This window comes from Nocardia testacea NBRC 100365 (genome assembly GCF_000308775.1).
Taxonomy (GTDB): Bacteria; Actinomycetota; Actinomycetes; order Mycobacteriales; family Mycobacteriaceae; genus Nocardia; species Nocardia testacea.
Genome location: NZ_BAGJ01000259.1, coordinates 20410 through 45266, shown reverse-complemented (window position 1 = coordinate 45266; position 24857 = coordinate 20410). Strand labels below are relative to the sequence as shown.

Sequence of the window (24857 nt, the reverse complement as noted above, 5' to 3'; positions counted from 1 at the left end):
CGGTGACCTTCTCCCGCGCCACCAGGCGTACGACGTCGTCGGGCGACCGGGTGGTCGCGGTGTCCATCACCACGACGCGGCCCCCGGAGACCAGCGGCCCGAAGATCTCCCACACCGAATAGTCGAATGCGAAGGAGTGGAACAAGGTCCAGACATCGCCGGGCCGGACCCCGATCTCGGCACAGGCATTGGTCAGATACGACGCCACGGCACGGTGCGCGATCGGCACACCCTTGGGCCGGCCGGTCGAGCCGGAGGTGTAGATGGCGTAGGCGATATTGTCCGGCCGCAGCGGACGGGATCGTTCGGCCTCGGTGACCGGTGCGCTGTCGCCGTCGGATCCGGCGCGGTCGTCGAAGACCACTTTCCGGGCCGCGTCACCCGGAACACTGTCGCGCAGTGCGCTGTTCGTGACCACCAGCACCGGCGCGGCGTCGGCGAGCACGTAGTCGAGCCGGTCGGCGGGGTGGGCGATATCGAGCGGCAGATATCCGGCCCCCGATTTCAGTACGGCCAGGGTGGCGACGAGCAGATCGGCGTCCCGCGGCATCGCCACGGCCACCAGGGTCTCCGGCCCGGCGCCGCGGGCGATGAGCGCGCGGGCGAACCGATTGGACCGCTCGTCCAGCTCCCGGTAGGTCAGGGCGGTCGAACCGCAGGTCACGGCGACCGCGTCGGGGGTCGCTGCGGCCTGCTCGGTCAGCAGACCGACCAGCGTTGTGTCCGCGAGCACACCGTCGCGCCCCGCGAGGCCGCCGACAATGCGCTGTTCCTCTACGGCATCGACCAGTGGAATACTCACTACGGGGGTGTCCAGGGGTGTTTCCAGCAGGCGCCGCAGGAATTCGACGAATCGCGTGGTGTGCAGTTCGAGTTCGTCCTGGCCGTACAGATTCGGATTTCCGTGCAGTTCGAGCAGCAGCGGCCCGTCGGAACCGGGGCGGTAGAGATTGAGCTGCATATCGTCGAGCGCACCGGAAGTGAGGGCTCGATAACGGCCGACGGCGGAGCCCAGGCGGATCTCGCTGTCGAAGAACAAGATGTTGACGACCGGTCCGAACGAATTGGCGGCCGTATCCGCGATATTCGTTTCGCGGCGCATATCCTCGAACCGGTAGAGCTGGTGGCGGATCGCCGAAACCAGTTCGGACACCGCGGCGCCGACCAATCCCCCGACCGTGGTCTGCGGCGTCACCGCGAACCGGATCGGCACCATGTTCGCCAGCATGGCGGCGGCGTGCCGCAGGCGCCGGGTCACCCGGCCGCTCACCGGCATCGACAGCACCACCTCATCGGAACCCGTCATCCTTGCCAGGAACGCGGCGAACGCGGCGATGATCACCTGGGCGGGCGAAGCCCCCTGGTCCTCCGCGAATCGCTCCAGCAGCTCCGACAGCCGGCCCGGCAACTGCCGGCCGGCCATATGGTCGCTGTCGCTCCAGCGCGCGGCACGTCCCGAAAGACTCACCGGCGTAGGGAGATCGGAAATCTTCTCGTGCCAGTACGCCCGGTCGGATTCGAAGCGCGGACTCGCGTGGTAAGCGCGTTCGGCTTCGGCGATTTCCCGCAGGCTCGCGGCCACCAACCGCGCAGGCTGTCTGCTCTCGATGGCCGCGTTGTAGTGCTCGGTGACCCGCCCGATGAAATTGAACGCGCCGTATCCGTCGATGATCAGATGGTGTGCGCGTGCGTACCACAGATGCCGCCGCTCGCCGATCTTGATGAATTTGCCGACGGCCAGCCGGTCCCGGCCGAGGTCGACGGCCCTGGTGCTGTAGTCACGGCGCATCCACTCCATGGCCGCGGCGTAGGGATCGTCGGCATCGGACAGATCCAGCAGGGCGTCGGCATAGGTGATATCGCGGTCTACGAATTGATAAGGCCGGCCGTCGATTTCGACGACCCGCGCGATCAGTGATTCGGTTTCCCGCCCGGCGATATTGACCGCCTCGGTGAGCAGGTCGATATCGATCTCGCCCTCGATATCGACGTACTGCGCGATATTGACGTTCGGCCCACCCGGAAGATTGTCGGCCAGCCACATGCTGTACTGCGCCCGCGACAACGGAATGAGATCAAGATTGTGGTCGACAGCTGTGGCCGATCGCGAATCCATCTTCCAACCTCTCGCTCGGAGGCACCGGAGCACAGCAGAAAACGCCCCCTGCTGCGCTCGAAGCCTGGGTAGGACTTCGTCGTGACGAAGCGGTATCCGCGCCCCTGCCGCGCGAACACCTTTAAGAGCAAACAGCTATCAGATCGTGCGCTGGACAATTTATGCACACTGCCCGGGCACCGTGCAACCGGGGTCCGGCGTTTTGCCCGTGGACGCGCCGACCTCCCACAACGCCGTCCACGGGCTCCGGTACGGCGCGCACCCCGAGGGAGATTCGCCCCGCGCAGCCACGGCGCGAGTGGTCGCATGTCCGGGTCGTCCCTCTCGGCGCCGCCGGTCGGCTCCGGCGAAGAATGGCCGCGAGCCTTTCGGCATGACCGCCGAGGAACCAGTTGTGCGCAGGTGGCTCTGTACCCGAGAGCCGGCATCGGGGAAGCTCGTCCCGTGATCGGACGTCTCACCGCATTGTTCACCGGGCTCTGGCTGTACGGCTTCTCGATGGCCGTGATGATCCGCGCCGCAGTCGGTCTGGATCCCTGGGATGTCTTTCATCAGGGCATCACCCGGCAGGTGCCGATGAGTTTCGGCACGGTGACCGTACTGACCGGTGCGGTGGTCCTGCTGGCCTGGATTCCGCTGCGCCAGTGGCCCGGTGTGGGAACGGTGAGCAATGTGGTGCTCGTCGGCGTGTCGGTCGATGCGGGGCTCTGGCTGCTCCCGCACTGGGAGTCGATGCCGGTCCGGCTGGGGGCGATGGTGCTCGCGGTCGTGCTCAACGCGCTGGCCAGTGTGCTGTACATCGGCGCGGGGCTGGGACCGGGCCCGCGCGACGGTCTGATGACGGGGCTCGCCCGCCGGACGGGATGGCCCATCCGCCGGGTCCGGACGATGATCGAGGTGACGGTGCTGAGCACCGGCTGGCTGCTCGGCGGCAGTGTCGGTCTCGGCACCGTCGTCTACGCGGTCGCCATCGGCCCGCTGATCCAGCTCATGATCCCGCTGGTCGCCGGCCGGTTACCCGGGTTCGATTCCCCGCCACCCCCGCGGTCGCCGGACGCGGTCCGCGGCGCGGCCGGACGCGACGACGGATCGGTCCCCTCCTGCACATGACCCCTGGTGGCCGCTGCGGGGTCCAGGAGCCGGGCCCCGTCCGGCCGGACCCCTTCGGACACGGAACGGGCGACGCCGATATCCCGGCGTCGCCCGCTCGACGGCTCGATCAGTCGCGGAAGGCGTCCTTGACCTTCTCGCCCGCGTCCTTCAAATTGGACTTGGTCTGGTCGGCCTTGCCTTCGTTCTTCGTCTCCTCGTCGCCGGTGGCCTTTCCGAGCTTTTCCTTGGCCTGACCGGCGAGATCTTCGGCTTTGTTGTCGAGCTTGTCCTTGGCACTCATCGCCTGTCCCCTCTCGTCGGATGCCGACCGGCCGGCGGTTCGGCCGATCGCAGGGCGAATAACCACCACACGTCCCCTCAAACACCCACCCGAGCCGCCTTTCGAGGGCCGCGGCGCACCGTTCACCTCATCGGGAGCTCCGGACACCGATCGAATCGGCGGGTTCCCGGCCGCGGGCGGTGTCCTACTCGCCCGTAGCGCCGCACCTGCCTATTCTGCTCCGACGACAACGGAGTCGGGGACCGTACCTCCACCACCCGAGCAGATCGGCAGGCCCGTGAACGCCACAACCATCGACCCCCTCCCGACCCCGGCCGCGACCGGCAGACGGTCCGAGGCGATCCACCGTTTTCTCGTCAAACCCGCCGACGCGGGTATCGCGGGCGCGGTGGACGGCGGCAAGCTCCTCGAATGGATCGACAAGGTCGCCTATGCCGCGGCCGCCCAGTGGAGCGGCCGCTACTGCGTCACCGCCTACGTGGGCAATATCCATCTCGACCGGCCGATCGCGGTCGGGGAACTCGTCGAGTTGCACGCGAACCTCGTCCACACCGGCCGGACGAGCATGCACATCCTGGTCAGCGTCTATTCGACCGACCCCACCCGGCAGAAACCGGTCCAGACGGCGCAGTGCCTCACGATCTTCGTCGCGGTCGACGAGGCGCGGCGCACGGTCGAGGTACCCCAGTGGGAACCGGCCACGATTCTCGAATTGCGCCGCCATCGGCAGGCCCGGGCCCGCATCTCGGTGCGCAAGCGCATCGAAGAGGCCATGGCCGCGCAGCGCTACACCGCCGCAGGTACCGCGCCGAGCGCTACGCTGCGGTTCCTGGCGGCGCCCTCGGACATCAATTGGGGCGGCAAGGTGCACGGCGGCCGCACCATGGGCTGGATCGACGAAGCCGCCTATGTCTGCGGCGCCGACTGGGCCGGCCAGCATGTGATCACCTCCTATTTCGGCGGGATCCGCTTCTACCGCCCGATCGTCATCGGCCATATCGTGGAGGTCACCGCACGGCTGATCCACACCGGCCCGCACAGCATGCACATCAGCGTGCACGTGACCGCCACCGACCCGCATGCCGACGAGCCGGCCCTCGCCGCGCACGGCTTGGCCGTGGTCGTGGCGGTGGACGCCGCCGGCAAGGCGCGACCCATCCAGCAGTGGACACCCGTCTCCGACGAGGACCGGTCCTTGGCCGCCCATGCCCGTCACCTCGTGGACCTGCGCGCCGAGGTCGAACCGTTCGCCACCGCCGCCGATCTACCGGCCGACGCCGAACCCAGCCATTTCCGCGCGCCGATTCCGGGCTGAAGCCGGTCTGTGGGCGGTCGACCCGGTCACCTCGTGGCCCCCGCGGCCGGCCGGGCGTTCGAGTGACCTCCCGCGGCACGCCGCCAGGCGGCGTCCCGCAGCAGGCGCAGGCCGTTGAGCCCGACGATGATCGTGGAGCCCTCGTGGCCCGCGACGCCGAGCGGCAGTGGCAGGGCGCCCACAAGGTCCCACACCACCAGCACCGCGATGAACGACCCGGCGATGACCAGATTCGCGATCACGATGCGGCGGGCACGCCGGGCCAGCGCGAGCACCGCGGGAACGGCGGTGAGATCGTCGCGGACCACCACGGCATCGGCGGTCCGCAGGGTCAGATCCGACCCGGCGCCGCCCATGGCGATTCCGGCATGCGCGGCCGCGAGGGCGGGGGCGTCGTTGACCCCGTCGCCCACGACCGTCACCGCGGCGCCGGTGCCCCGGAGTTGCCGGACGGCGGCGACCTTGTCCGCGGGGAGCAGTTCGGCCCGGATATCGGTGATGCCGACCCGGGCCGACAGCCGCTCGGCGGCCACCCGGTTGTCGCCGGTCAGCAATACCGGGTTCGCCCTGGTGAGCTGCCGCGCCGCCGCGACCGCGGCAGCGGCTTCCGGGCGCATCTCGTCGGCGAGGGCCAGGACACCGATCGGCCGGTGATCACAGGTCACCACGACCGCGGTGTAGCCGCGCGCCTGCAGGGACGCGACCTCGGCCGCGGCAGTCCCGGTCTCGGCGCCGGGCGCGGCAGCCGCCGTCGGTGATCCGACCGCGACGCGGCGATCACCGACGCGGGCGTGCACGCCGCGACCCGGGTCGGCGGCGAATTCGTCGACCGCAGGCACCTCGAGTCCGCGGGCACGGGCGGCCCGGACAATGGGGGCGGCGAGCGGATGTTCGCTGGGTCGTTCCACGGCCGCCGCGAGCCGCAGCACCTCGTCGGCGTCGAACGAGTCCGTGGTGCACCGGATCTCGACGACCTCCGGGGTCCCGCGGGTCAAGGTTCCGGTCTTGTCGAACGCGAGCAGATCGGTGGTTTCGAGTCGCTCCATGACGACGGCCGATTTGACGAGTACCCCGTGCCGCCCGGCGGTCGCGACGGCGGCCAGCAGCGGCGGCATGGTCGCCAGCACCACCGCGCACGGGGAGGCCACGATCATGAAGGTCATCGCCCGCAGCAGCGCCCGCTGCAGCGGCTCGCCGAACAGCAGCGGCACCGCGAATATCGCCAGGGTGGCGGCCACCATCGCCACCGAATAGCGCTGCTCGATCCTCTCGATGAACAGCTGTGTACGGGCCTTGGTCCGGCTCGCCTGTTCCACCAGGTCAGCGATGCGGGCGACGACCGAATCCCGCGCCCGGCGATCCACCCGGAGCCACAGGGCGCCGGTGCCGTTGAGGGTGCCGGCGAAGACCTCGTCGCCGGCGGATCTGTCCACCGGCAACGGTTCTCCGGTGACAGTGGCCTGATCGACCTCGCTGCCGCCGGATAGCACGGTGGCGTCGGCGGGAATCCGTTCGCCGGGGCGCACCACGACCGTGTCGCCGATCTCGAGGTCGGCCACCGCGACCGTCTCCTCCGCGTCGTCGGCGGTGATCCGAGTGGCGGTATCCGGCGTCAGATCCAGCAGTCCGCGTACCGAATCCTCGGTGCGCGCGCTCGCGAAGGACTCCAGCGCGCCAGAGGTGGCGAAGATGACGATCAGCAGCGCGCCGTCGGCCACCTGTCCGATCGCCGCGGCACCGAGCGCGGCGGCGACCATCAGCAGATCCACGTCCAGCGTTCGTTCCCGCAGCGCCCGCAGGCCGGCCACGGCCGGTTCCCAGCCGCCCGCGGCATAACAGGCCAGGTACAACCCCCACCACGTCCAGGCCGGGCCGCCGGTCAGGTGCGCCGCGACTCCGGCCGCGAAGAGCACCACTGCCGTGGCCGCCCACCGGGTTTCGGGCAGGTCGAACAGTTTCGTCCGGCGCACGGTCACCGGGGCGGGCACGCGCACCGAATCGGCGGGCGTACGTGTCGGGACGGCCACAGGGCACCTCCACAGCAGGAACCAACGTCTCGCCGAACATACCAGAACACATGAACACGTCTTCATTTATGCTGGTTGATATGCTGTCTACTTATGGGACACGGGGTCGAAGGCCGGGACCGCCCGATCGCGCGGTTGGACGGGGACGCGGCGGCCCGCGTCGCGACCACACTGCAAGCGCTGGCCACGCCGAGCCGGCTGCTCATCCTGAGCGAACTGCGCCAGGGCCCCCTCCCGGTGACCGAACTGGCGACGGCGGTCGGGATGGAGCAGTCGGCGGTATCGCACCAGCTGCGGCTGCTGCGCAACCTCGGCCTGGTCACCGGCGCCCGCAGCGGGCGCAGCATCGTCTACAGCCTCTACGACAGCCATGTCGCCCAGCTGCTCGACGAGGCGATCTACCACAGCGAGCATCTCCGCCTGGGTCTCACCGACCGCCCGGAAGCGGTGGGCTGAATTCGACCGGAACCGGCGGCCCACCGCCAGGGGGAATTCAGTCGTGCTCCGGTATTCCGCGCACCCGGTGTTCGGCGGCGTTCAGTGTTTCGACCAGGAGCCGGCGTACGTGGCCGCCCCGGGCGCGGTAGAGCATGCGGCGGCCGGCCCGGCGGCGGACCACGAGCCCGGCCAGTTCCAGCTTGGCCAGATGCTGCGAGACCGCCGGGCGGGCCAGCGTGACCCGCGCGGCCAGGGAACCGACGTCCAGCTCGTGGTCACCGCTCAGTAGCCACAGCAGCCGCAGCCTGGTGGGATCGGACAGCATCCGCAACGCCGTCGCGGCCGCGTCGACGAGATCCGGGGGCGGAAGCTCGGACCAATGACTACTAGAATCATGTGCGTACACGAGCACATATTCTTCCTGCTCGGGCCCGCAGCGAGGAGTCGAGGGTTGTCACTGTTCGCCCATCGTGCGTACCGGCGCCTGTTCGCGGCGCAGGTGTCGGCCCTGTGCGGCACCGGCCTGGCCACCGTGGCGCTGGGGCTACTCGCCTATGAGCTGGCCGGGCGAGACGCGGGCCTGGTCCTCGGCACCGCCCTGACGATCAAGATGGCGGTTTATGTCACCGTCGCGCCGGTGGCGGCGGCCTACGCCGATCGGCTGCCGCGCCGCGGGTTGCTGGTGGCGCTGGACCTGGTGCGGGTCGCGGCGGCGTCGAGCCTGCCGTTCGTGCAGGAGGTATGGCAGGTCTACCTGTCGATCGCGGTGCTGCAGACCGCCTCGGCCGTGTTCACCCCGGCCTTCCAGGCCGTGCTGCCCGATATCCTGCCCGACGACCGCGACTACACCCGGGCGCTGTCCGCCGCCCAGTTGGCCGCGACGATGGAGACGCTGCTGAGCCCCGTACTCGCGGCGGTATTGCTCACCGTGCTGGATTTCCACCGGCTGTTCGCCGGCACCGCCCTGGGCTTCCTCGTCTCCGCGATACTGGTGGCGGGCACGGCGATTCCGGATCCGGTCCGCCGGGCGGTGACCGGGATATGGGACCGCACGGCCGTCGGCCTGCGGATCTTCGCTGCCACCCCGCGGCTACGCGGGCTGCTCGGAGTGAACCTCGTGGTGGCCGCGGTGGGGTCGGTGGTGATGGTCGATACCGTCAATTACGTCCGCGATGCGCTGGGCGGCTCACCCGCCGACGTCGCGGTACTGCTGGCGGCCAACGGATTCGGCACGATGCTCGCAGCCCTGGCGGTGCCCCCGGTGCTGGCCCGGGTCGGTGAACGCCCCGTCGTGCTGGCCGGGGCGGGGACCCTGGTTCTCGGCATCGCGACCGCGATCGCGATGACGCTGTCCGGGCCCGGGAGCCGGGCCGTCGCCCTCGCGGTCTGGGCACTCATCGGCGCCGGCACCGGGCTGGCGATCACACCCGCCGGGCGTGTGCTGCGGCGTTCCGCGCATCCGACGGACCGGCCGGCTCTCTTCGCGGCGCAGTTCTCGCTCTCGCATCTGTGCTGGCTGGTCACCTACCCGGTCGTGGGCCGGCTCACCACCTCGGCGGGATTCACCATCGCCTGGATCGTGCCCGCCCTCCTCGCCGGCGCCGGCCTCGTCGTGGCGCTGCGGTACTGGCCCCGGCACGATCCCGCCGCGCTCGACCACCTCCACGACGACCGGATCGATCCCGGTCATCTCCACGACGCGGTACCGGTGGGCGCGCACAGCTACCGGCACAGCCACACCTTCGTCATCGACGACGATCACCGGCGCTGGCCCACACCGGTCGGCTGATAGGCCGATCTCCGGTTGGTGACCCGCAACTGCCGAGCGGTCGCCACGGCCAGCGTGCGGACCTGCGCGGTGGTCAGCGGACCGCACAGCCGGTCCCAGTGCAGGGCGACCAGCTGCCCCGGGGCCGCCTCGGGTACAGCCGAGAACCCGTCCTCCCACACGGGCACCGACAGGGCCGCCGGCGCGCCCAGCAGCAACCTGTCCCCGTCGAAGGACAGCCGCCGGCGCCGCACCGTCAGTTCGTCGCCGCACCGGGCCGTCACCGTCCCCCAGCTGATCCGGCAGCGGTCGAGCACCCGGATCGGCTGCTCGCCACCGCGACCGAGCAGCCGGGTCCAGGGGTAGATGCCGAACACGTGGAAGCAGTGATTGGCCGCGGCCTCACCGGCCAGCGACTCCTCGGCGAGATATTTCCAATAGTGCCCCGCGGCCGGGCCGATCACGGCGAGCAGTTCGGTGATGAACGCGGCCGGATCCAGTCCCGCGCCGACCCCGCCGCCGAGCCAGTACGATTCGACGAGCCGATGATCGAGCGGATCGGCGATACCGGTCATCCGCGACATGACCTGCAGATAGGGCCAGGCCCCGGTGAAATGCCGCGCCGCCGCCCGTACCCGGTCCGCGGAACCGCCGCGCAGGGCCGAGGTCTCGGCGGGGCCGCAGTAGCCGAGCCGGTTGGGCGCGTAGGCGTACCGGGCGAACATCTCGGTTCCCCGGGTGGCGCGGGCGTCGGCGGAGGTGCTCACGGGTCCACCGGCACTCCGCGCCGCCACCGCCGTTCGACATCACCGAACCGCCAGACCGCCGCGGCGGCGGCCCAGGTGAGCACGAAGAGGCCGACGATGATGAACCCCATCGCGCCGAGATCGAGCGCACCGATCCAGGCCAGCGGGCCGGTGGTGAGGTCGAGCTTCTCGGTGAGGATCGAGATGATCTCCTGCGCCCCGATCACCAGGGCCACCGCGACCGACAGACCGGTGACCACGAAGTTGTAGTAGATCTTGCGGACCGGGCCCGCGAAGGCCCAGCCGTAGGCGTAGTTCATGAACGTCCCGTCCAGGGCGTCGAACAGCGACATACCCGCCGAGAACAGGACGGGCAGGACGAGAATCGCGTACCAGGGCAGGTCGGTGGCGGCCGCCCCACCGGCGATCACGAGCAGACCCACCTCGGTGACGGTGTCGAAGCCGAGCCCGAACAGCAGCCCGACCGGATACATCTGCCACGGCCGGCGCACCGCGCGCATCAGCGGACCGAAAACGCGGTTCAGCGCACCGCGGTCGTCGAGCCGGCGTTCGAGTTCGGCTTCGTCGTACACGCCGCCGCGCATCCCACGGAACACCCGCCAGATCCCGATCAGCGACATCAGGTTCAGCAACCCGATCAGGATGAGAAAGGTCCCCGACACACCGGTGCCGAACACGCCGGTCCACTGCTGCAACCGCGAATTGTCGTCCTGCAGATTGACCGCGAGCGCCTTCACTCCGGCTGCCAGCAGGGCGACCAGCACGAACACGATCGTGGAATGCCCGAGGGAGAACCAGAATCCGACCGACAGCGGTTTCTGGTTCTCGGCCACGAGCTTGCGGGTCGTATTGTCGATCGCGGCGATATGGTCGGCGTCGAACGCGTGCCGCATACCCAGGGTGTAAGCGGTGATCCCGAGCCCGGCACCGAACACGGCGCCGTCCACGAGATAGCCGCCCGGAACCACCAGGAACAGCAGGGTCGCGAAGCCGACGAGGTGCAGGGCGACGATCGTGAGAGTCATCCCGGCCGCGCTGCGGCGCTGCGCGGGTTCCAGCTCCGACCATGCCGCCCGCACGGCCGCCACCGATTTCCGCACCGTCGGTGTACCTCGTTCCTTCCGGGCGGCGGTCCCGGCGGTCTCGCCGCGTCAACAGATCCGTGGCAGCTGCTCACCGGCGGGCAGATCGACCACCCGCGTGCCGCCGAGCGCGGTGCGCGCCACCACCATTCCCGGATGCTCCTCGACGCAGCTGCCGATCACCGCCGCGTGTACCCCGAGCGGATGGGCGCGCATCGCCGCCAGTACCCGATCCGCGTCCGCGGGCGGTACGAAAGCGACCAGCTTGCCCTCGTTGGCGACATACATCGGATCCAGCCCGAGCAGCCCGCAGGCGTCTCGTACCGCGGCCGGTACCGGTAGGGCCGTCTCGTCCAGCACGATGCCCGTCCCGGCGGCCCGGGCGATCTCGTTCAGCGTCGCGGCCACCCCGCCGCGGGTCGGGTCGCGCAGGACGTGCAGATCCACACCCGTTTCCAGCATGGTGGCCACCAGCCCGGCCAGTGGGGCGGTGTCGCTGAGCACCGTGGTGCCGAACTCCAGGCCCTCACGGCAACTCATCACCGCGATACCGTGCACCCCGATCTCACCACTGACCACGACGATATCGCCGGGTGCCGCCCGTTCGGGCCGGATATCGACGCCGTCGGCGAGGACACCGATACCGGCGGTGTTGATGAAGATGCCGTCGCCGTGCCCGGCGTCGACGACCTTGGTGTCGCCGGTCACCAGCGAGACCCCGGCCGCGGTCGCCGCGGTGCCGAGCGCCTCGGCCACGTGGGCGATCTCGGACAGCGCGGTGCCCTCTTCGAGAATGAACGCGGTGGACAGCACCAGGGGTCGCGCACCCGCCATGGCCAGATCGTTGACGGTGCCGTTGACCGCGAGCTCGCCGATCGAACCACCCGGGAAGACCAGCGGTTTCACGACGAAGGAATCGGTGGAGAAGGCCAGGCGGGTGCCGTCGACCGCGACGACCGCGGAATCGCCCAGGCCGGCGTCGGCCGCGGCCCCGAAGGCCGGGAGGAACAGGTGCTCGATCAGCTCACCCGACATGGCCCCGCCGCCACCGTGACCCATCACGATATTCGGCGCGTCGCGCAGCGGCATCGGGCAGACCCACCCCTCGGCATCGATCGTCGCCGCGGGGATCATCGGATCCTCACGCATGGGCCACCTCCGCGGGCTGGTCCAGCCGGCGGTACAGGTAGTAGGCGGCACACGCGCCCTCCGAAGAGACCATGGTGGCGCCCAGCGGGTTGCGCGGTGTGCACTGGGTGCCGAACGCGGCGCATTCGTTGGGTTTGATCAGGCCCTGCAGCACCTCCCCGGACCGGCAGATCGCCGATTCGGCCGTGTGCAGCTCGCCCACCGCGAACCGGTGTTCGGCGTCGTAGTCGCGGTAGCGCAGCGACAGCCGCCACCCGCTGTCCGGGATCACCCCGATCCCCCGCCAGGCCCGGTCGGTGACCTCGAAGACATCGTCGAGCATGGCCTTGGCCGCCGGATTCCCCGCCGCCGAGACCGCGCGCGGATAGGCGTTCTCCACCTCGTGCCGGCCGGCCTCGAGCTGTGCCACCGTGCGGCGGATGCCCTCGAGGATATCCAGCGGCTCGAAACCGGTCACTACCATGGGAACCCGATACCGCTGGGCCAGCGGCGGGTACTCCCGGGTGCCCATCACCGTGCACACGTGCCCGGCCAGCAGGAACGCCTGTACCCGGCACTGCGGCGATTCCATGATCGCGGCGATCGCCGGCGGCACCAGCACATGCGATACCAGCAGCGAGAAATTCTCGATACCCAGGCGCTGGGCCTGATAGACCGTCATCGCGTTGGCCGGGGCCGTGGTCTCGAATCCGATCCCGAAGAAGACCACCTGCCGGTCCGGATTCGCCTTGGCCAGCTCCAGCGCGTCCAGCGGCGAGTAGACCACCCGGACGTCGCCGCCTTCGCTCTTGACGTGGAAAAGATCCTTCTCGCTGCCCGGAACCCGCAACATATCGCCGAAGGAGCAGAAGATCACCCCGGGCCGGGCGGCGATCTCGAGGGCCTTGTCGATGACCTCCAGGGGGGTGACGCACACCGGGCACCCCGGGCCGTGGATCATCTCGATCCGGTCCGGCAGCAACTGGTCGATCCCGTGCCGGATGATCGAATGTGTCTGTCCGCCACACACTTCCATGATCGCCCACCGGCGGTCGGTGGTGGCGCGGATCCGGTCCAGAAGTTTCTTCGCCAACTGGGGATCACTGAATTCGTCGAGATATTTCACGGTTCCTCCTTGTCGGGCCGCCGGGGCGCCTCGGGGTTGTCCACTCCCGCCTGGGCCGCCGCGACGGCGAAACCGTCGGCGAACTCCTCGTTCAGGACGCCGAGGTGTTCGAATTCGGCCAGGGTCGCCAGCGCCGATTCCTCGTCCAGCCGCTGGATGGCGAAACCGACGTGCACGACGACGTAGTCACCGATCGCGGCATCCGGGATGTACTGCAGGCATACGTCCTTGTGCACGCCGCCGAAATCGACGACCGACATGAGCGTGCCGTCGCGCTCCTCGAGGCTGAGTACCTTTCCGGGAACTGCCAGGCACATGATCGTCCTCCTTCTCCGCTCAGCCCGCGGCGACCGCGAGCACCTGACCGAACGCGAGACCGCCGTCGTTGGGCGGCAGCCGATGGTGGGTGAGCACGGTGAAACCGTGGTCCCGCAGCAGCCGCCGGGTGACCGACAACAGCAGCGCGTTCTGGAACACACCGCCCGAGAGGGCGACGGTCGTGGCCGCACCCTGGTGGGCCAGGGCCGTCTCCAGCACCAAGCGCGCGAGCGCGGCGTGGAAACGGGCGCCGATCACCGCGGCCGGGACCTCGTTCTCGGTATCCGCGACCACCGCCGCGAGCACCGGGGCGGGATCGATGGACACCGGGTCGCGGCCGGTATCGATCGCGAACCGGTACTCGGTATCGCCCGGATCGGCGCGCCGGGACAGCCCTTCGAGTTCGATGGCCGCCTGGGCCTCGTAGTCCACGGTGTGCCGGACCCCGGCCAGCGAGGCCACCGCGTCGAACAGCCGGCCCATGCTCGAGGTCGGCACACACCCCAGGCCGGTCTCGAACTGGTGGGCGAGCACCGCGCGTTCCTCCGGCGGGCAGGCGCGGACCGAGGCGATCGTCGCCCGCCAGTCGATACCCGCCGCCCACAGATGCGCCAGCGCCATCCGGTACGGCCGGTGCACGCTCGTATCTCCGCCGGCCAGCGGCACGTATTTCAGGTGCGCCAGCCGACGGTAGCCCTTGTACCCCGCGGCCAGGAATTCCCCGCCCCACACCGCGCCGTCGGGGCCGAATCCGGTGCCGTCGAACGCGACACCCAGTACCGTGTCGGACGGTCCGAGGCCGTGCTCCCCCATCACCGCGGCGATATGCGCGTGATGGTGTTGCACGGTGCGCACCGGGCGCTCACCCGCGGCGCGGCGTGCCCACTCCGTGGAGCGATAGCCCGGATGGGTATCGGCGGCGAGCTGAATGGGGTGTACGCCGGTCAGTTCCCGCAGATGCCGTTCGGTGGCATCGAAGGCCCGCAGCGTGGCCAGATCGTCCATATCGCCGACATGCTGGCTCAACCAGGCATACCGGCCCTCGGCCACCGCGCAGACATTCTTCAGATCGGCCCCCACGGCGAGCGTCGGGGACACCGGCACCGGCAGCGCGAGCGGCAACGGCGCGTACCCCCGGGACCGGCGCACCGGCGTTTCGACGCCGTCGACGACGCGCACCACCGAATCGTCGCAGGGCACCAGGATCCGGCGGTCGTGCCACAGCCATCCGTCGGCCAGGCCGGCGAGCCGTTCCCGGGCGTCCGCGTCGTGGTAGCAGATCGGCTCACTGCTGCGGTTTCCGGAGGTCATCACCAGCACATCGGGTCCGGGCGGATCGCCGGGCAGACCGAAGAGCAGGATATGCAGCGGGGTATAGGCGAGCAGCACACCGAGATCGGGGTTGCCCGGCGCGACGGAGCCGGCGATCGGCCGGGCCCCGCGCGGGAGCAGCACGATGGGTCGCTGCGGCCCGGTCAGCAGTGCCGCGGCGACGCTGTCGACCCCGGCGATCGCTCCGGCGACCGTGAGATCCGGCGCCATCACGGCGAACGGCTTTCCGCCGCGCCGTTTCCGGCGGCGCAACTCGGCCACCGCGGTCTCCGCGGACGCATCGCAGGCCAGGTGATAACCGCCGACGCCCTTCACCGCGAGGATGCCGCCGGATCGCAGCAGTGCCCGGGCGGCGGCGAGCGGTTCACCGCCGCCCGGCCCGGCGTAGTACAGGCGGGGACCGCAGTCGGGGCAGGCGATGGGCTGGGCGTGGAATCGGCGATCGGCCGGATCGTGGTACTCCCGGGCGCACCGCTCGCACATGGGGAAATCGGCCATCGAGGTCCGCGCCCGGTCGTAGGGCAGGGACGCGATGATGGTGAACCGCGGACCACAGTTCGTACAGTTGACGAAGGGGTGCCGGTAGCGCCGGTCGGCGGGATCACGCAATTCCGCGGCGCACGCCGCGCAGATCGCGATATCGGGTGAGGCCAGCGTACGACCGCCGCCCGCGGTGGTGCCGGCGATCCGGAATCCGGTGCCGCCGCGGACCGGCAGGTCCCGGCATTCGATCGACTCCACCACCGCCAGCGGGGGCGGAGCGGTCCGGAGGCGCCGCTCGAACTCCGCGAGGTCGGCGGGGGCGCCCTCGGTCTCGATGAAGACCCCGCTGCTGTCGTTGGACACCCGGCCGCTCAGCGACAGTTCCGCCGCGGTGGTGTAGACGAACGGCCGGAACCCGACGCCCTGCACCACGCCGCGCACCACGAACCGGCGCCGCGCCCGGCCGGCCGTCACGGCTGTTCACCCCGTCCGAGTAGGCGCAGTCCCGCCATCGCCTCGGCGGCGCCGGCCGCATCCGTCTTCTCGACCGCGAAGCCCATATGGATGACCACCCAGTCGCCGGGTCGCGCCGGGTCGTCGTCGAGCAGGCCGATATTCACCCGTCGCTGCTCACCGGATACGTCCACCACGGCGATCTGCCGGTGGTAGCCGTCGGGTACCGCGACGACCCGGCCGGGGATACCGAGGCACATGATCACACCTCCTGATGTGGGCGGAGCAGTTCGGCGACGACGCGGCCCACGGTCGCCACGGCCGCGTCCACCGCGTCACCGACCGGGGTGGACAGCCCGAGCCGCTCGTCCACCGATTCGACCTGGCATCCGACGACCACGGTCGGGGGCACGGCGCCGCCCAGGGCCCGGACACCGGCGAACACCGCCGCCGGATCCATGGCGTGGGCGTCCAGCGCGGCGGTCTCGGCGTGGCCGGGTTCGGCCCGGATCACCTCGATCCGTCCCGGCGTGCCGCGATCCGGCACGGCGTCGACCAGCACCAGCGCGTCCCACGGGTCGAGCAGGTCGTAGGCCAGATGCATACCGCGGATGCCGTAGTCCACCACCCGCGCACCGGCCGCCGGGTGTTCCGGCAGCCGCCGCACCACCTCGGGTCCGAAACCGTCGTCGCCCAGGAAGATATTGCCGATCCCGGCGACCAGCACGGCGTCCGTCGCTCAACCCCTTCCGTCGGTCGGCGTCGTCGCTCCGCCGACATCCCGGTCGTCGACCGTCCCGGTCGCCGTCTCCCCCGGTTCGTTCGCGGTCGGTTTGCGCCCCTCGTAGGGCGGAACGGCCGGGTCGGTATCGGAGGGCGGCTCCGAGGTGAACTCGGCCTCCCGCTCGGTGTCCTCGCCGTGCGCGGAGGTCACCTCCTCGTGACCGATATCGCCCGGTTCGCGTTCGGTGGGCCCGCCGGCCACGGTGTCCGCACCGGTATCGCGCGAACCCGGCTCTCCGCGTGCCTGCTGTGGTTCTTCCCTGGGTTCCTGCATCGTGTCTCCTTCCGATCCGCCGCTACATATGCCGGATCTTCAGATATCTCCGGAGGTCGGGTACCGACCGCACACCGAGGTAGACACCCGCTGCCGCCAGTACCGCCACCACCGCTGTCGAGACAATTCCCACCGTCTGCATCACGCACTTCCTTTCACTTCTCGGGACCGTCGAGCGGCTCCAGTTCGTCGGGCGCGAAATAGAGGTACCGGCCGTACCATTCGTGCAGTTCGGCAGCGGGGTCGTCATCCAGGACGATCCCGACGTGCGTTTCCCCGTCCACGTCCTGGTGCACCGTGACGACACGGGCGGGCGCACCCTCGACGAAAAGATCCTGGGCATCGGCCCGCCGGGACGGGTGCAGCCGGACCCGGCTGCCCCGGCGCACCAGCGCACCCGCCACCGGCACCGCGTCGCTGTCCGGCCGGACGGCACCGTCGGCCACCGGATCCCACCAATCCATCCCGTCGGGAACTTCGGGCACCGGACGGGGCCGGTCGGTCCACGCCTCCTGCGGCAGCCTCTGCTCCCGGGGTGCCGGACCGTCGTCGGTGCGACCGCCGGCCGCACGCCCCGGCTCCCGCAGCACACCGTGCAACTGCCGCATCTCTTCCGGCGACGCGGCGTCGCAGCGGTCGATGATCTCGGCGGCACGCGGATCGGTCGCCCGCGCCTGCGCCTTCTCCTCGTCGGTCATCGTCATCACCCGCAGAGTGAGGATCTCGTCGATCTCGGTGGAATCGAACAGCTCCCCCGCGCTCTGCGCGGCGATCTCGGGGTGGTCGTAGAGGATGATCGGCGAGATCAGCAGCAGGCTGTGATCACCGGGCGGACCGGCGAGCACCGGGAAGCACCGGTGCGACGCGCAGCGGCCGGTCGCCGCGGCGGCCGCCGTCGGTGGATCCAGCGACGAGACGAACTGTCCGCCGGTGACCTGCCCCAGGACGTGCGCGCCGATCAGCGACCGGGCAAGGGCGTCCCGGGGCCCGGTCGCGGGCGCGGCCACATTCCGGACCTCCACCGTGAGCCGCAGGAACCGGCCGTCGCGCGCGACGGTGAGCACGAATTCACCGGCGAGCGCCTGCCGGGTCCGCACGAGTGTCCCGGCCACCCGCCCCGCAGTATCGGCGATCTCCTCGGTGTCGACGCCGGCCGCGACCGTCAGTGGGCGGACGAGGGATTGCGCGGCCACCGGGCCGACGACGATCTCCTGGGGGACGGCTTCGTCCCAGGACAGCCATGAGCGGGCGCCGACGGACAGCTCGTCGCGTGGGCGGCCGTCGCCGCCCAGCACCTGCCGCCGCTGGAGCTGCAGGAAGCGGATCGTCCACGTCAGCACCGGCTGCGCGGCCGGGTCGAGCACGAACCCGGCCGACAGCGACGGTTCCTCGCCGTACCCCGCCGCGGCCGCTCCCGGCGGTCCCAGCACACCGAACTGCCAGCGCGCCATGTTCTTCCGCGTGGTCGCCCGGTAGGGATAGAGCAGATAGCCCTCGTAGAGCACCGCGTCGGCGACGGCGCGGGCCCGGGCCAGCGGTTCGGTGCTCACGGCAACTCCTCCGCGCGCGCCAGCAGCCGCGTCACCGCGTCGTCGAAGCCGAGCAGGCCGTGCCCGGATTTGTAGGCGGCCAGCGCGTCGAGGGTGTCCCGGTGCAGCCGGACCCACCCGGTATTCGGGAAATGCGCGGCCATCAGCTCCTGCCACACCGACAGCGGCATATCGAATGTGTCCTCGCGGTCCCAGGGGATCTGCTGGATCGCGAATCCGCCACTGCCCTTGATGAACACCGTGCCGCTGAACAGGAAGAGCAGCGGCACAGTGCCCTCACGCAGGGCGTGCAGGTATTTCGATCCGGTCACTTCGAAGTCGTAGGTACACGGCATCGGCATATCCACCTCGGCGCCGCCGGAGAAGCCGGGCACCATGGTGGCGCAGTGCATCCAGAGGAAAGAGCGCTGGGTATCTCGCCAGCGATCGCGCGCGCCGAACAGGTCGGTCAGGCCGGCGCCCTCTTCGTCGGAGTAGCGACGGCGCGACGGCTGGATCCGTACCTGCGCGCGCAGGGCGATCGCGTGAACGGGTTCGTCGGCGAGCGAGGCGATGCCGACCCGGGCGGACAGAATCGGCGCGACGGAGTAGGGCTGCGGCGCGATCTCCAGCACCGCGAACGTTGTCGAATGCACGGGACTCATCACGCGTCCCGGGCCCGGGCGGATACGGTCGTGAAAAAATCGTCGAGATAGTCGCGCACCTCCCGGCCGCCGTCGAAACCGCGCCACAGCAGTCGCATCCGGCCGACGAACTCGTAGCACGCGTCGATCGGGACGAGCAGACAGCTCGCCCGGTCGATCCCGTTGTCCGGGACGCGGATCAGCAGGGCTTCGACATCGGGGGCGAGCACATCCAGCTCCGGATGCCGCCGCAGGATCGTCTGCCAGCGGTCCAGCGGCAGTTCCGATTCGGTCGCGCCCGCGGGGCCCGGATAGAAGGCCACGGTCCGGTCTTCCGCGGAGTTGTGGAAGAAGAAGGCCAGCCCCACCGGTATATCCAGCGCGTCCCATTCGGCCGCGCCGATCGTGAACCCGGGGAAGGCCAGATAGCGGTCGGGCACCGCCCGGTATCTCAAGGCCGCCTGCTGGTCCACGAACAGCAGGTAGCACCCGCGGCAGACGCACATCAGCTGCCGGCCCTCGATATCCACCACGTGCTGGTGTTCGGCGGCGATCGGATCGGCGCACATCTCGCAGCGTTCGCCCGCCCGCGGCGTGGGCGGGCGTTCGGCGGTGATCCGCCGGAGCACGCGCGACGGTGTGTTCACCCCGCCACCCCCACCGGTACGGCCACCGACGGTTCACCGGATCGCACGAGGACCGGAAGCGGTTCCAGGTGACCGTCCCCGTCGAGACGCGCCCCGGCCCGCACGATATCGAAATGCGCGCGACAGCTCGGGCAGCGCAGTACCGCGTCCCCGACCGGGTGTCCGGCCCGCCGGTGCAGCGCGGCTCCCGCCAGCGAATGCCCGCAGGCCGGGCAGTGGTCCCGGTAGGCGAACAGCTGCTCGCCCACCCGGCAGGCAAGTACCGGGTGCCCGGCGACCGCGAATCCGCCCACTTCGCCGGGGACGAGTTCGGCGAGTTCGGGAACCGCCACCCAGCTGCCCGCCGCACGATCGTCGGAGCGCACCCGGGAGAACAGCGAATCGGCGGCGATCAGCCCGGACTGTTCCGGTTGTGCGGCCACGACTTCGATGGTCTCGATCTCCGGGGCGGCGGCACGTACGGCGTCCTCCACGGCCAGTTCCAGGGTCACCGATGAGGACGGGCAACTGCGGCAGCTGCCCGTCAGCTCCAGGCGGACCACCCCGTCGACGATCCCGACCAGGTCGACATCACCGCCGTGCGAACCGAGATAGGGCCGTACGCTGTCGAGCGCGGTCCGCACCCTCGCCTCCACATCGTGGGGGTGTAGCCCGTGCACGAGCAGCAGACTCGCGACCAGGTCGTCACGGGCCAGGAGTTCGAGCGTCCCCGTGTCCAGCAGTTCGACCACCCGGGCCAGCCCCGCCCCGTACAACCCGGCCACCTCGCGCACCAGTTCCTCGGCCCGCTCGCGGGCGACGGCGCCGCCCGTCGAACTGGCCTCCAGCAGTGTCTCGATCCGGTCGCCCGCCGCGCGCCAGCGCTGCGCGTCAGGTGCAGTGTCGTCCCGTTCGCGCGGGGATGCGTCCACCTCGCCCTCCCGTCGCCGGTACCGGACTCATTCCGGTGTGGCCGTCTGCGTCGGTGAATGCAGTTTCCGCAGGCTCTGCCCCTTGCCGAGGTACATGTGCACACCACACGGCAGACAGGGATCGAAACTGCGGACGGTGCGCATGATGTCGATGCCCTTGAAATGCTCGCGGTCGTTCTCCTCGAAGATCGGCTGGCCCTGCACCGCGTCCTCGTACGGACCCGGCGTGCCGTAGCTGTCACGCGGACTGGCGTTCCACGGGGTGGGCGGATACGGGTGGTAGTTCGCGATCTTCCCGTCCCGGATCACCATGTGGTGCGAGAGCACACCGCGCACCGCCTCGGTGAAACCGCACCCGATGCCCTCCTCGGGCACCTCGAACTCCTCCCAGGTCTTGGTGTGCCCGGCCCGTATCTCCGCCAGCGCCTTTTCGGCGAAGTGCAGCGCGCAGGCCGCGGCATAGGCCTGGAAGTAGGTCCGGGCACGGTCGCGTTCGATGGTGTTGCTGCCGTGCGCGGGGATCTTCCATTCCAGCGTGACCGGGCCGGCGAGCGCGGTCTTGGGCAGGTTGATCTGCACACTGTGGCCGGTGGACTGCACGTAGCCGATATCGACCAGCCCGGCCAGCGCCGTCGACCACAGCCGCGCCAGCGGCCCGCCGCCGGTGTCCAGGGCCAGGTGATCGGTGCCGTCGAACCAGCGCGGTGACATAACCCAGCTGTACTTGTCTTCCAAGTCGCGTTTCTGGGGCCGGGGATTGGTGTGCTGGTTCCACGGGTGCCGCCGGTCCACCGGGTTTCCCAGCGGATCGGTGGCCACGAAGGTCTCCTGATCGGTCCAGTCCTCGTAGTACGAACTGCCCAGCAGGATCCGCAGGCCCAGGTTGATATCGAGCAGGGAGGTGGTCACCAGTTTGCCGTCGACCACCACACCCGGGGTGACGAACATTTTGCGACCCCAGTCCTCCATATCCGCATAGGAGAAGTTGCAGAACTCGGGATCCTGGAACGAACCCCAGCAGCCCAGCAGCGTGCGCCGCAGGCCCACCTGGTCGTAGCCGGGGATCGCGTCGTAGAAGAAGTCGAACAGATCGTCGTGCATCGGTACGACCTTCTTCATGAACTCGACATAGCGCATCAGTCTGGTCATGTAGTCGGTCATCAGCTGGACCGTCGCCACGGTGCCCGGGCCGCCCGGATACAGCGTCGACGGGTGCACGTGCCGGCCCTCCATCAGGCAGAACATCTCGCGGGTGTACCGGCTCACCTGCAGGGCCTCCCGGTAGAACTCCCCGGTGAAGGGATTCAGCGCGCGCATGATGTCGGCGATGGTGCGGTAGCCGTGGGCCTGCGCGTGCGGGGCCTCGGTCCGTTCGGCCACCGTGAGCACGCCGGGATTGGTCTCGGCGACCATCTTCTCGCAGAAATCCACCCCGACCAGATTCTCTTGGAAGATGTTGTGGTCGAACATGTACTCGGCCGCCTCGCCGAGGTTGACGATCCATTCGCCCAGATGTGGCGGCTGCACGCCGTAGGCCATGTTCTGGCAGTAGCAGGAACAGGTCGCGTGGTTGTCGCCGCAGATACCGCAGATGCGGCTGGTGATGAAATGGGCGTCGCGCGGGTCCTTACCGCGCATGAACACCGAGTAGCCGCGGAAGATCGAGGAGGTGCTGTGGCACTCCACGACTTCGCTGTTGTCGAAATCGATCTTGGTGTAGATCCCGAGACTGCCGACGATGCGGGTGATCGGATCCCACGCCATCTCGACGAGGCTGTCCGGTTCGATCGTCCGGTGTGACGGCTCGGGGATGATCTGGGTCATCGCCGGATCCCTCCTACCAGGTTCGGGTCGCGCCGGTCTCGAGCTGTTCGCCCCTGTGCCGCCAGCGTGGCTCTTTGTCGACGGTACGACCGGTGATGTGACGGAGGCTGCGGACCACCGATCCATAGATGCCCGAGGCGGCGGAGGAGAACTTCCCGCCGGGCGGCTCGTCCATGAACGGCATGAATTTGTCAGGGAAGCCGGGCATGGTGCAGCCGATGCAGATACCGCCCACGTTCGGGCAGCCGCCCACACCGTTGATCCACCCGCGCTTGGGCACATTGCACTTGACCACCGGACCCCAGCAGCCCAGCTTCACGATGCATTTCGGGGACCCGTACTCGGTGGCGAAATCACCCTCTTCGTAGTAGCCCGCGCGGTCGCAACCCTCGTGCACGGTCGCTCCGAACAGCCACTTGGGGCGCAGTGCCTCGTCGAGCGGGATCATCGGGGCCTGACCGGTGGCCGTGTAGAGCAAATAGGTGAGCGTCTCCGATAAATTGTCCGGGTGGATGGGGCAGCCGGGTACGCAGACGATCGGAATTCCCGCTTTGCTCTTCCAGTCCCAGCCGAGATAGTCGGGCACGCCCATGGCGCCGGTCGGGTTACCGGCCATGGCGTGGATACCGCCGTAGGTCGCGCAGGTGCCGGCCGCCACGATGGCCGTGGCCTTCGGCGCGAGACGGTCCAGCCATTCGCTGGTCGTCAGGGGCTGGCCGGTGGCGGGATCATTGCCGAATCCGCACCAGTACCCCTCCTCGTGCAATTGCTCGTTCGGTATCGACCCCTCCACGACCAGGACGAACGGGTCGATTTCGCCACGGTCTGCCCGGAAGAACCATTCGAGGAAATCGTCGGCACCGCCATTGGGACCGCACTCGAAGTCGATGAGTGGCCAGTGCACCGCGACTTTCGGGAGACCGGGGAGGGCGCCGAGGGCGATTTCCTCGACACTGGGCTGGGTGGCGGCGGTCAACGCCACCGAATCGCCGTCGCAACTGAGACCCGCGTTGATCCAGAGCACGTGGATCAAGGTCTCTTCGGCTCGGACCGCTTCCTGAGTTGGCATACGCTGCCACCTTCCGGAGTCGAAGCGGGGACTGGCCGTTCCGGCTCATAGACCACGGATTGTGACTCTGATCACAACAGTCTAGACGGGGTGACCTGCGCTCTCAAGACTCGTCGCCGCCGCCCGGCGCTGCTCCGCCAGCCACTCGTACCAGCGGTCGAGCCCGGCGCCGGTGGTCGCCGAGACCGGGTGGAATTCGAGGCCGGGATTGACCGCGCGCGCGTAGTCGGTGCAGGCAGCGAGATCGAAATCGACATAGGGCAGCAGGTCGATCTTGTTCACGAGCACCAGGCCGGCCGCGGCGAACATATGGGGGTACTTCAGCGGTTTGTCCGTCCCCTCGGTCACCGAGATCAGCACAACCTTGCGCGCCTCACCGAGATCGAACAGAGCCGGGCACACGAGGTTGCCGACGTTCTCGATGAACAGCAGCGTGCCGGGCCCCGGGTCCAGCGCGTGCAGGGCCCGGCGCGTCATCTCCGCGTCCAGATGGCAGCCGGCCCCCGTGTTGACCTGAACCGCCCGGGCTCCGGTCGCCGCGATCCGCTCGGCATCGCGGACCGTCTCCTGATCCCCCTCGATCACCGCTATCGGGGTACCGGGCAGCGCGCGGATCGTCCGCTCGAGCAGCGTGGTCTTGCCCGCGCCCGGGGAACTGGTCATATTGAAGGCCACGATGCCGCGCCCGCGCAGCCACTCCCGGTTGTGCTGGGCCAGATGGTCGTTGCGCGCGAGCACTTTCTGTTCGAGCGATACCGTCTCGGTCGCCGGCGGGTGGGTGTGCGGGGCCCCACCGTCGTGTACGTGCTCGTCGCCGGGACCGTGCGTATGCGGCGGCCCGTCCCGGCCGTGTTCGTGTCCGGGGTCGGCCGGCCCGTCGCGCCCGACCGTGATCACGCCTACCGTGTCGTTTCCACATCCGCAGGTTGCGCACATTCTCGGCTCACTTCCATCGAGCGGATCCGCAGCTCCCGGCCAGCCCCTATCGCCACATCCGCGCTTCCACACGGGCACAACAGGAGCAGTTCGGTGACGGTGAAGTCCGCACCGCAGGCACGGCAGTGCGCCGCACCCGGTACGCACCGGATATCCAGACTCGCGCCGTCCGCGACGGTGCCCTCGGCGGCGATATCGAAAGCGAATCGCAGCGCATCGGGTACCACGGCGGTCAGCACACCCACATCGACGGTCACGCGATACACCGCACGCCCCGCCGCGTGGTCGCACACGGCGTCGACAACACTCTGCGCAATCGCGAGTTCGTGCATCATGCTCTCGACTCGTCGAGGGATAACTGGATGTTACTCCCGCCACACGCTGCGAAGTCACCCCGCGGCCGGCCCGATCGTCGCACGCACGCGATGTGGATCACCACCGTCCGAAGCGAACCGGAGTGCTCGAGTACGCGATCCACCGGGCGCGCCGGTTCC

Annotated in this window: 26 protein-coding genes; 4 read left to right on the top strand and 22 right to left on the bottom strand. The window is 69.5% G+C overall.

Features of this window, described 5'->3' with window-relative positions; genetic code table 11:
• The coding region (locus ON38_RS27685; RefSeq protein WP_039827982.1) for an AMP-binding protein at window positions 1-2116 on the bottom strand (2116 nt) is incomplete at its 3' end.
• Window positions 2117-2560: 444 nt separating this feature from the next.
• Between ON38_RS27685 and yczE the strand changes: the two genes are divergently transcribed.
• The gene (gene yczE, locus ON38_RS27680; RefSeq protein ID WP_373281254.1) at window positions 2561-3226 is read left to right on the top strand and encodes a membrane protein YczE; all 666 of its coding nucleotides are present in this window, start codon (window positions 2561-2563) and stop codon (window positions 3224-3226) included.
• 109 nt (window positions 3227-3335) lie between these two features.
• Here yczE and ON38_RS27675 read toward each other — a convergent pair whose 3' ends face one another.
• Window positions 3336-3509: a CsbD family protein gene (locus ON38_RS27675; RefSeq protein ID WP_030520075.1), complete on the bottom strand. Its 174-nt coding sequence runs from the start codon at window positions 3507-3509 to the stop codon at window positions 3336-3338.
• 277 nt (window positions 3510-3786) lie between these two features.
• Here ON38_RS27675 and ON38_RS27670 point away from each other — a divergent pair, with 277 nt between their 5' ends.
• Window positions 3787-4824, top strand: a complete 1038-nt coding sequence (locus ON38_RS27670) for an acyl-CoA thioesterase (RefSeq protein WP_245564257.1) — start codon at window positions 3787-3789, stop codon at window positions 4822-4824.
• 26 nt (window positions 4825-4850) lie between these two features.
• Here the strand turns inward: ON38_RS27670 and ON38_RS27665 are convergent, their stop codons facing one another.
• Window positions 4851-6851 carry a heavy metal translocating P-type ATPase gene (locus ON38_RS27665; RefSeq protein ID WP_051165289.1) on the bottom strand — a complete coding sequence of 667 codons (2001 nt, stop codon included), beginning with the start codon at window positions 6849-6851 and terminating at the stop codon, window positions 4851-4853.
• Between the two features lie 93 nt (window positions 6852-6944).
• Here ON38_RS27665 and ON38_RS27660 point away from each other — a divergent pair, with 93 nt between their 5' ends.
• Window positions 6945-7307: an ArsR/SmtB family transcription factor gene (locus ON38_RS27660; protein ID WP_039827981.1), complete on the top strand. Its 363-nt coding sequence runs from the start codon at window positions 6945-6947 to the stop codon at window positions 7305-7307.
• 37 nt (window positions 7308-7344) lie between these two features.
• Here ON38_RS27660 and ON38_RS27655 read toward each other — a convergent pair whose 3' ends face one another.
• Entirely contained in the window at window positions 7345-7701 is a 357-nt protein-coding gene (locus tag ON38_RS27655) for an ArsR/SmtB family transcription factor (RefSeq protein WP_245564256.1), read from the bottom strand.
• A 39-nt stretch (window positions 7702-7740) separates the two neighbouring features.
• On the opposite strand from ON38_RS27655, the gene ON38_RS27650 reads away from it, so the two are divergent.
• The gene (locus ON38_RS27650; protein WP_039827980.1) at window positions 7741-9078 is read left to right on the top strand and encodes an MFS transporter; all 1338 of its coding nucleotides are present in this window, start codon (window positions 7741-7743) and stop codon (window positions 9076-9078) included.
• On the opposite strand, the gene ON38_RS27645 is transcribed toward ON38_RS27650, so the two are convergent.
• From ON38_RS27645 to ON38_RS27565, 18 genes are all read right to left on the bottom strand, one after another.
• The gene (locus ON38_RS27645) at window positions 9048-9824 is read right to left on the bottom strand and encodes a DUF6390 family protein (RefSeq protein WP_281004636.1); all 777 of its coding nucleotides are present in this window, start codon (window positions 9822-9824) and stop codon (window positions 9048-9050) included. The genes ON38_RS27650 and ON38_RS27645 overlap by 31 nt on opposite strands.
• Window positions 9821-10882: a Nickel transporter NicT gene (gene nicT, locus ON38_RS27640; protein WP_218000846.1), complete on the bottom strand. Its 1062-nt coding sequence runs from the start codon at window positions 10880-10882 to the stop codon at window positions 9821-9823. Before nicT ends, ON38_RS27645 begins: the two co-directional genes overlap by 4 nt.
• A gap of 93 nt (window positions 10883-10975) precedes the next feature.
• The gene (gene hypE / locus ON38_RS27635) at window positions 10976-12055 is read right to left on the bottom strand and encodes a hydrogenase expression/formation protein HypE (protein WP_039827979.1); all 1080 of its coding nucleotides are present in this window, start codon (window positions 12053-12055) and stop codon (window positions 10976-10978) included.
• Entirely contained in the window at window positions 12048-13160 is a 1113-nt protein-coding gene (gene hypD / locus ON38_RS27630) for a hydrogenase formation protein HypD (protein WP_039827978.1), read from the bottom strand. The genes hypE and hypD overlap by 8 nt, the downstream gene beginning before the upstream one ends.
• Window positions 13157-13477, bottom strand: a complete 321-nt coding sequence (locus ON38_RS27625; RefSeq protein WP_039827977.1) for a HypC/HybG/HupF family hydrogenase formation chaperone — start codon at window positions 13475-13477, stop codon at window positions 13157-13159. Before ON38_RS27625 ends, hypD begins: the two co-directional genes overlap by 4 nt.
• A 19-nt stretch (window positions 13478-13496) precedes the next feature.
• Window positions 13497-15767, bottom strand: coding sequence for a carbamoyltransferase HypF (gene hypF / locus ON38_RS27620; RefSeq protein WP_083873142.1), 2271 nt, complete (start codon window positions 15765-15767; stop codon window positions 13497-13499).
• Complete coding sequence (locus tag ON38_RS27615) at window positions 15764-16006, bottom strand: HypC/HybG/HupF family hydrogenase formation chaperone (RefSeq protein WP_039827976.1); 243 nt, start codon at window positions 16004-16006, stop codon at window positions 15764-15766. Before ON38_RS27615 ends, hypF begins: the two co-directional genes overlap by 4 nt.
• 2 nt (window positions 16007-16008) lie before the next feature.
• Window positions 16009-16473 (bottom strand): hydrogenase maturation protease, encoded by a 465-nt coding sequence (locus ON38_RS27610; RefSeq protein ID WP_039827975.1) that lies wholly within the window; start codon window positions 16471-16473, stop codon window positions 16009-16011.
• 12 nt (window positions 16474-16485) lie between these two features.
• Complete coding sequence (locus ON38_RS27605) at window positions 16486-16803, bottom strand: hypothetical protein (protein WP_051165285.1); 318 nt, start codon at window positions 16801-16803, stop codon at window positions 16486-16488.
• Window positions 16804-16825: 22 nt separating this feature from the next.
• Window positions 16826-16945 (bottom strand): DUF6893 family small protein, encoded by a 120-nt coding sequence (locus ON38_RS38285; RefSeq protein WP_085995495.1) that lies wholly within the window; start codon window positions 16943-16945, stop codon window positions 16826-16828.
• Window positions 16946-16958: 13 nt separating this feature from the next.
• The gene (locus tag ON38_RS27600; protein ID WP_174372468.1) at window positions 16959-18353 is read right to left on the bottom strand and encodes a hypothetical protein; all 1395 of its coding nucleotides are present in this window, start codon (window positions 18351-18353) and stop codon (window positions 16959-16961) included.
• The gene (locus tag ON38_RS27595) at window positions 18350-18997 is read right to left on the bottom strand and encodes a DUF6084 family protein (protein ID WP_039827974.1); all 648 of its coding nucleotides are present in this window, start codon (window positions 18995-18997) and stop codon (window positions 18350-18352) included. The genes ON38_RS27600 and ON38_RS27595 overlap by 4 nt, the downstream gene beginning before the upstream one ends.
• Window positions 18997-19623 (bottom strand): DUF5947 family protein, encoded by a 627-nt coding sequence (locus ON38_RS27590; protein WP_039827973.1) that lies wholly within the window; start codon window positions 19621-19623, stop codon window positions 18997-18999. The genes ON38_RS27595 and ON38_RS27590 overlap by 1 nt, the downstream gene beginning before the upstream one ends.
• Window positions 19620-20534, bottom strand: a complete 915-nt coding sequence (locus ON38_RS27585) for a NifU family protein (RefSeq protein WP_039827971.1) — start codon at window positions 20532-20534, stop codon at window positions 19620-19622. Before ON38_RS27585 ends, ON38_RS27590 begins: the two co-directional genes overlap by 4 nt.
• 27 nt (window positions 20535-20561) lie before the next feature.
• Complete coding sequence (locus ON38_RS27580; protein ID WP_039827970.1) at window positions 20562-22358, bottom strand: nickel-dependent hydrogenase large subunit; 1797 nt, start codon at window positions 22356-22358, stop codon at window positions 20562-20564.
• A 13-nt stretch (window positions 22359-22371) separates the two neighbouring features.
• A complete protein-coding gene (locus ON38_RS27575; protein WP_039827969.1) occupies window positions 22372-23427 on the bottom strand; it encodes an NADH-quinone oxidoreductase subunit B family protein in 1056 nt (351 codons plus the stop codon).
• An 81-nt stretch (window positions 23428-23508) separates the two neighbouring features.
• The gene (hypB, locus tag ON38_RS27570; protein WP_039827968.1) at window positions 23509-24363 is read right to left on the bottom strand and encodes a hydrogenase nickel incorporation protein HypB; all 855 of its coding nucleotides are present in this window, start codon (window positions 24361-24363) and stop codon (window positions 23509-23511) included.
• Entirely contained in the window at window positions 24327-24695 is a 369-nt protein-coding gene (locus ON38_RS27565) for a hydrogenase maturation nickel metallochaperone HypA/HybF (protein ID WP_039827987.1), read from the bottom strand. The genes hypB and ON38_RS27565 overlap by 37 nt, the downstream gene beginning before the upstream one ends.
• Window positions 24696-24857: the final 162 nt, after the last annotated feature.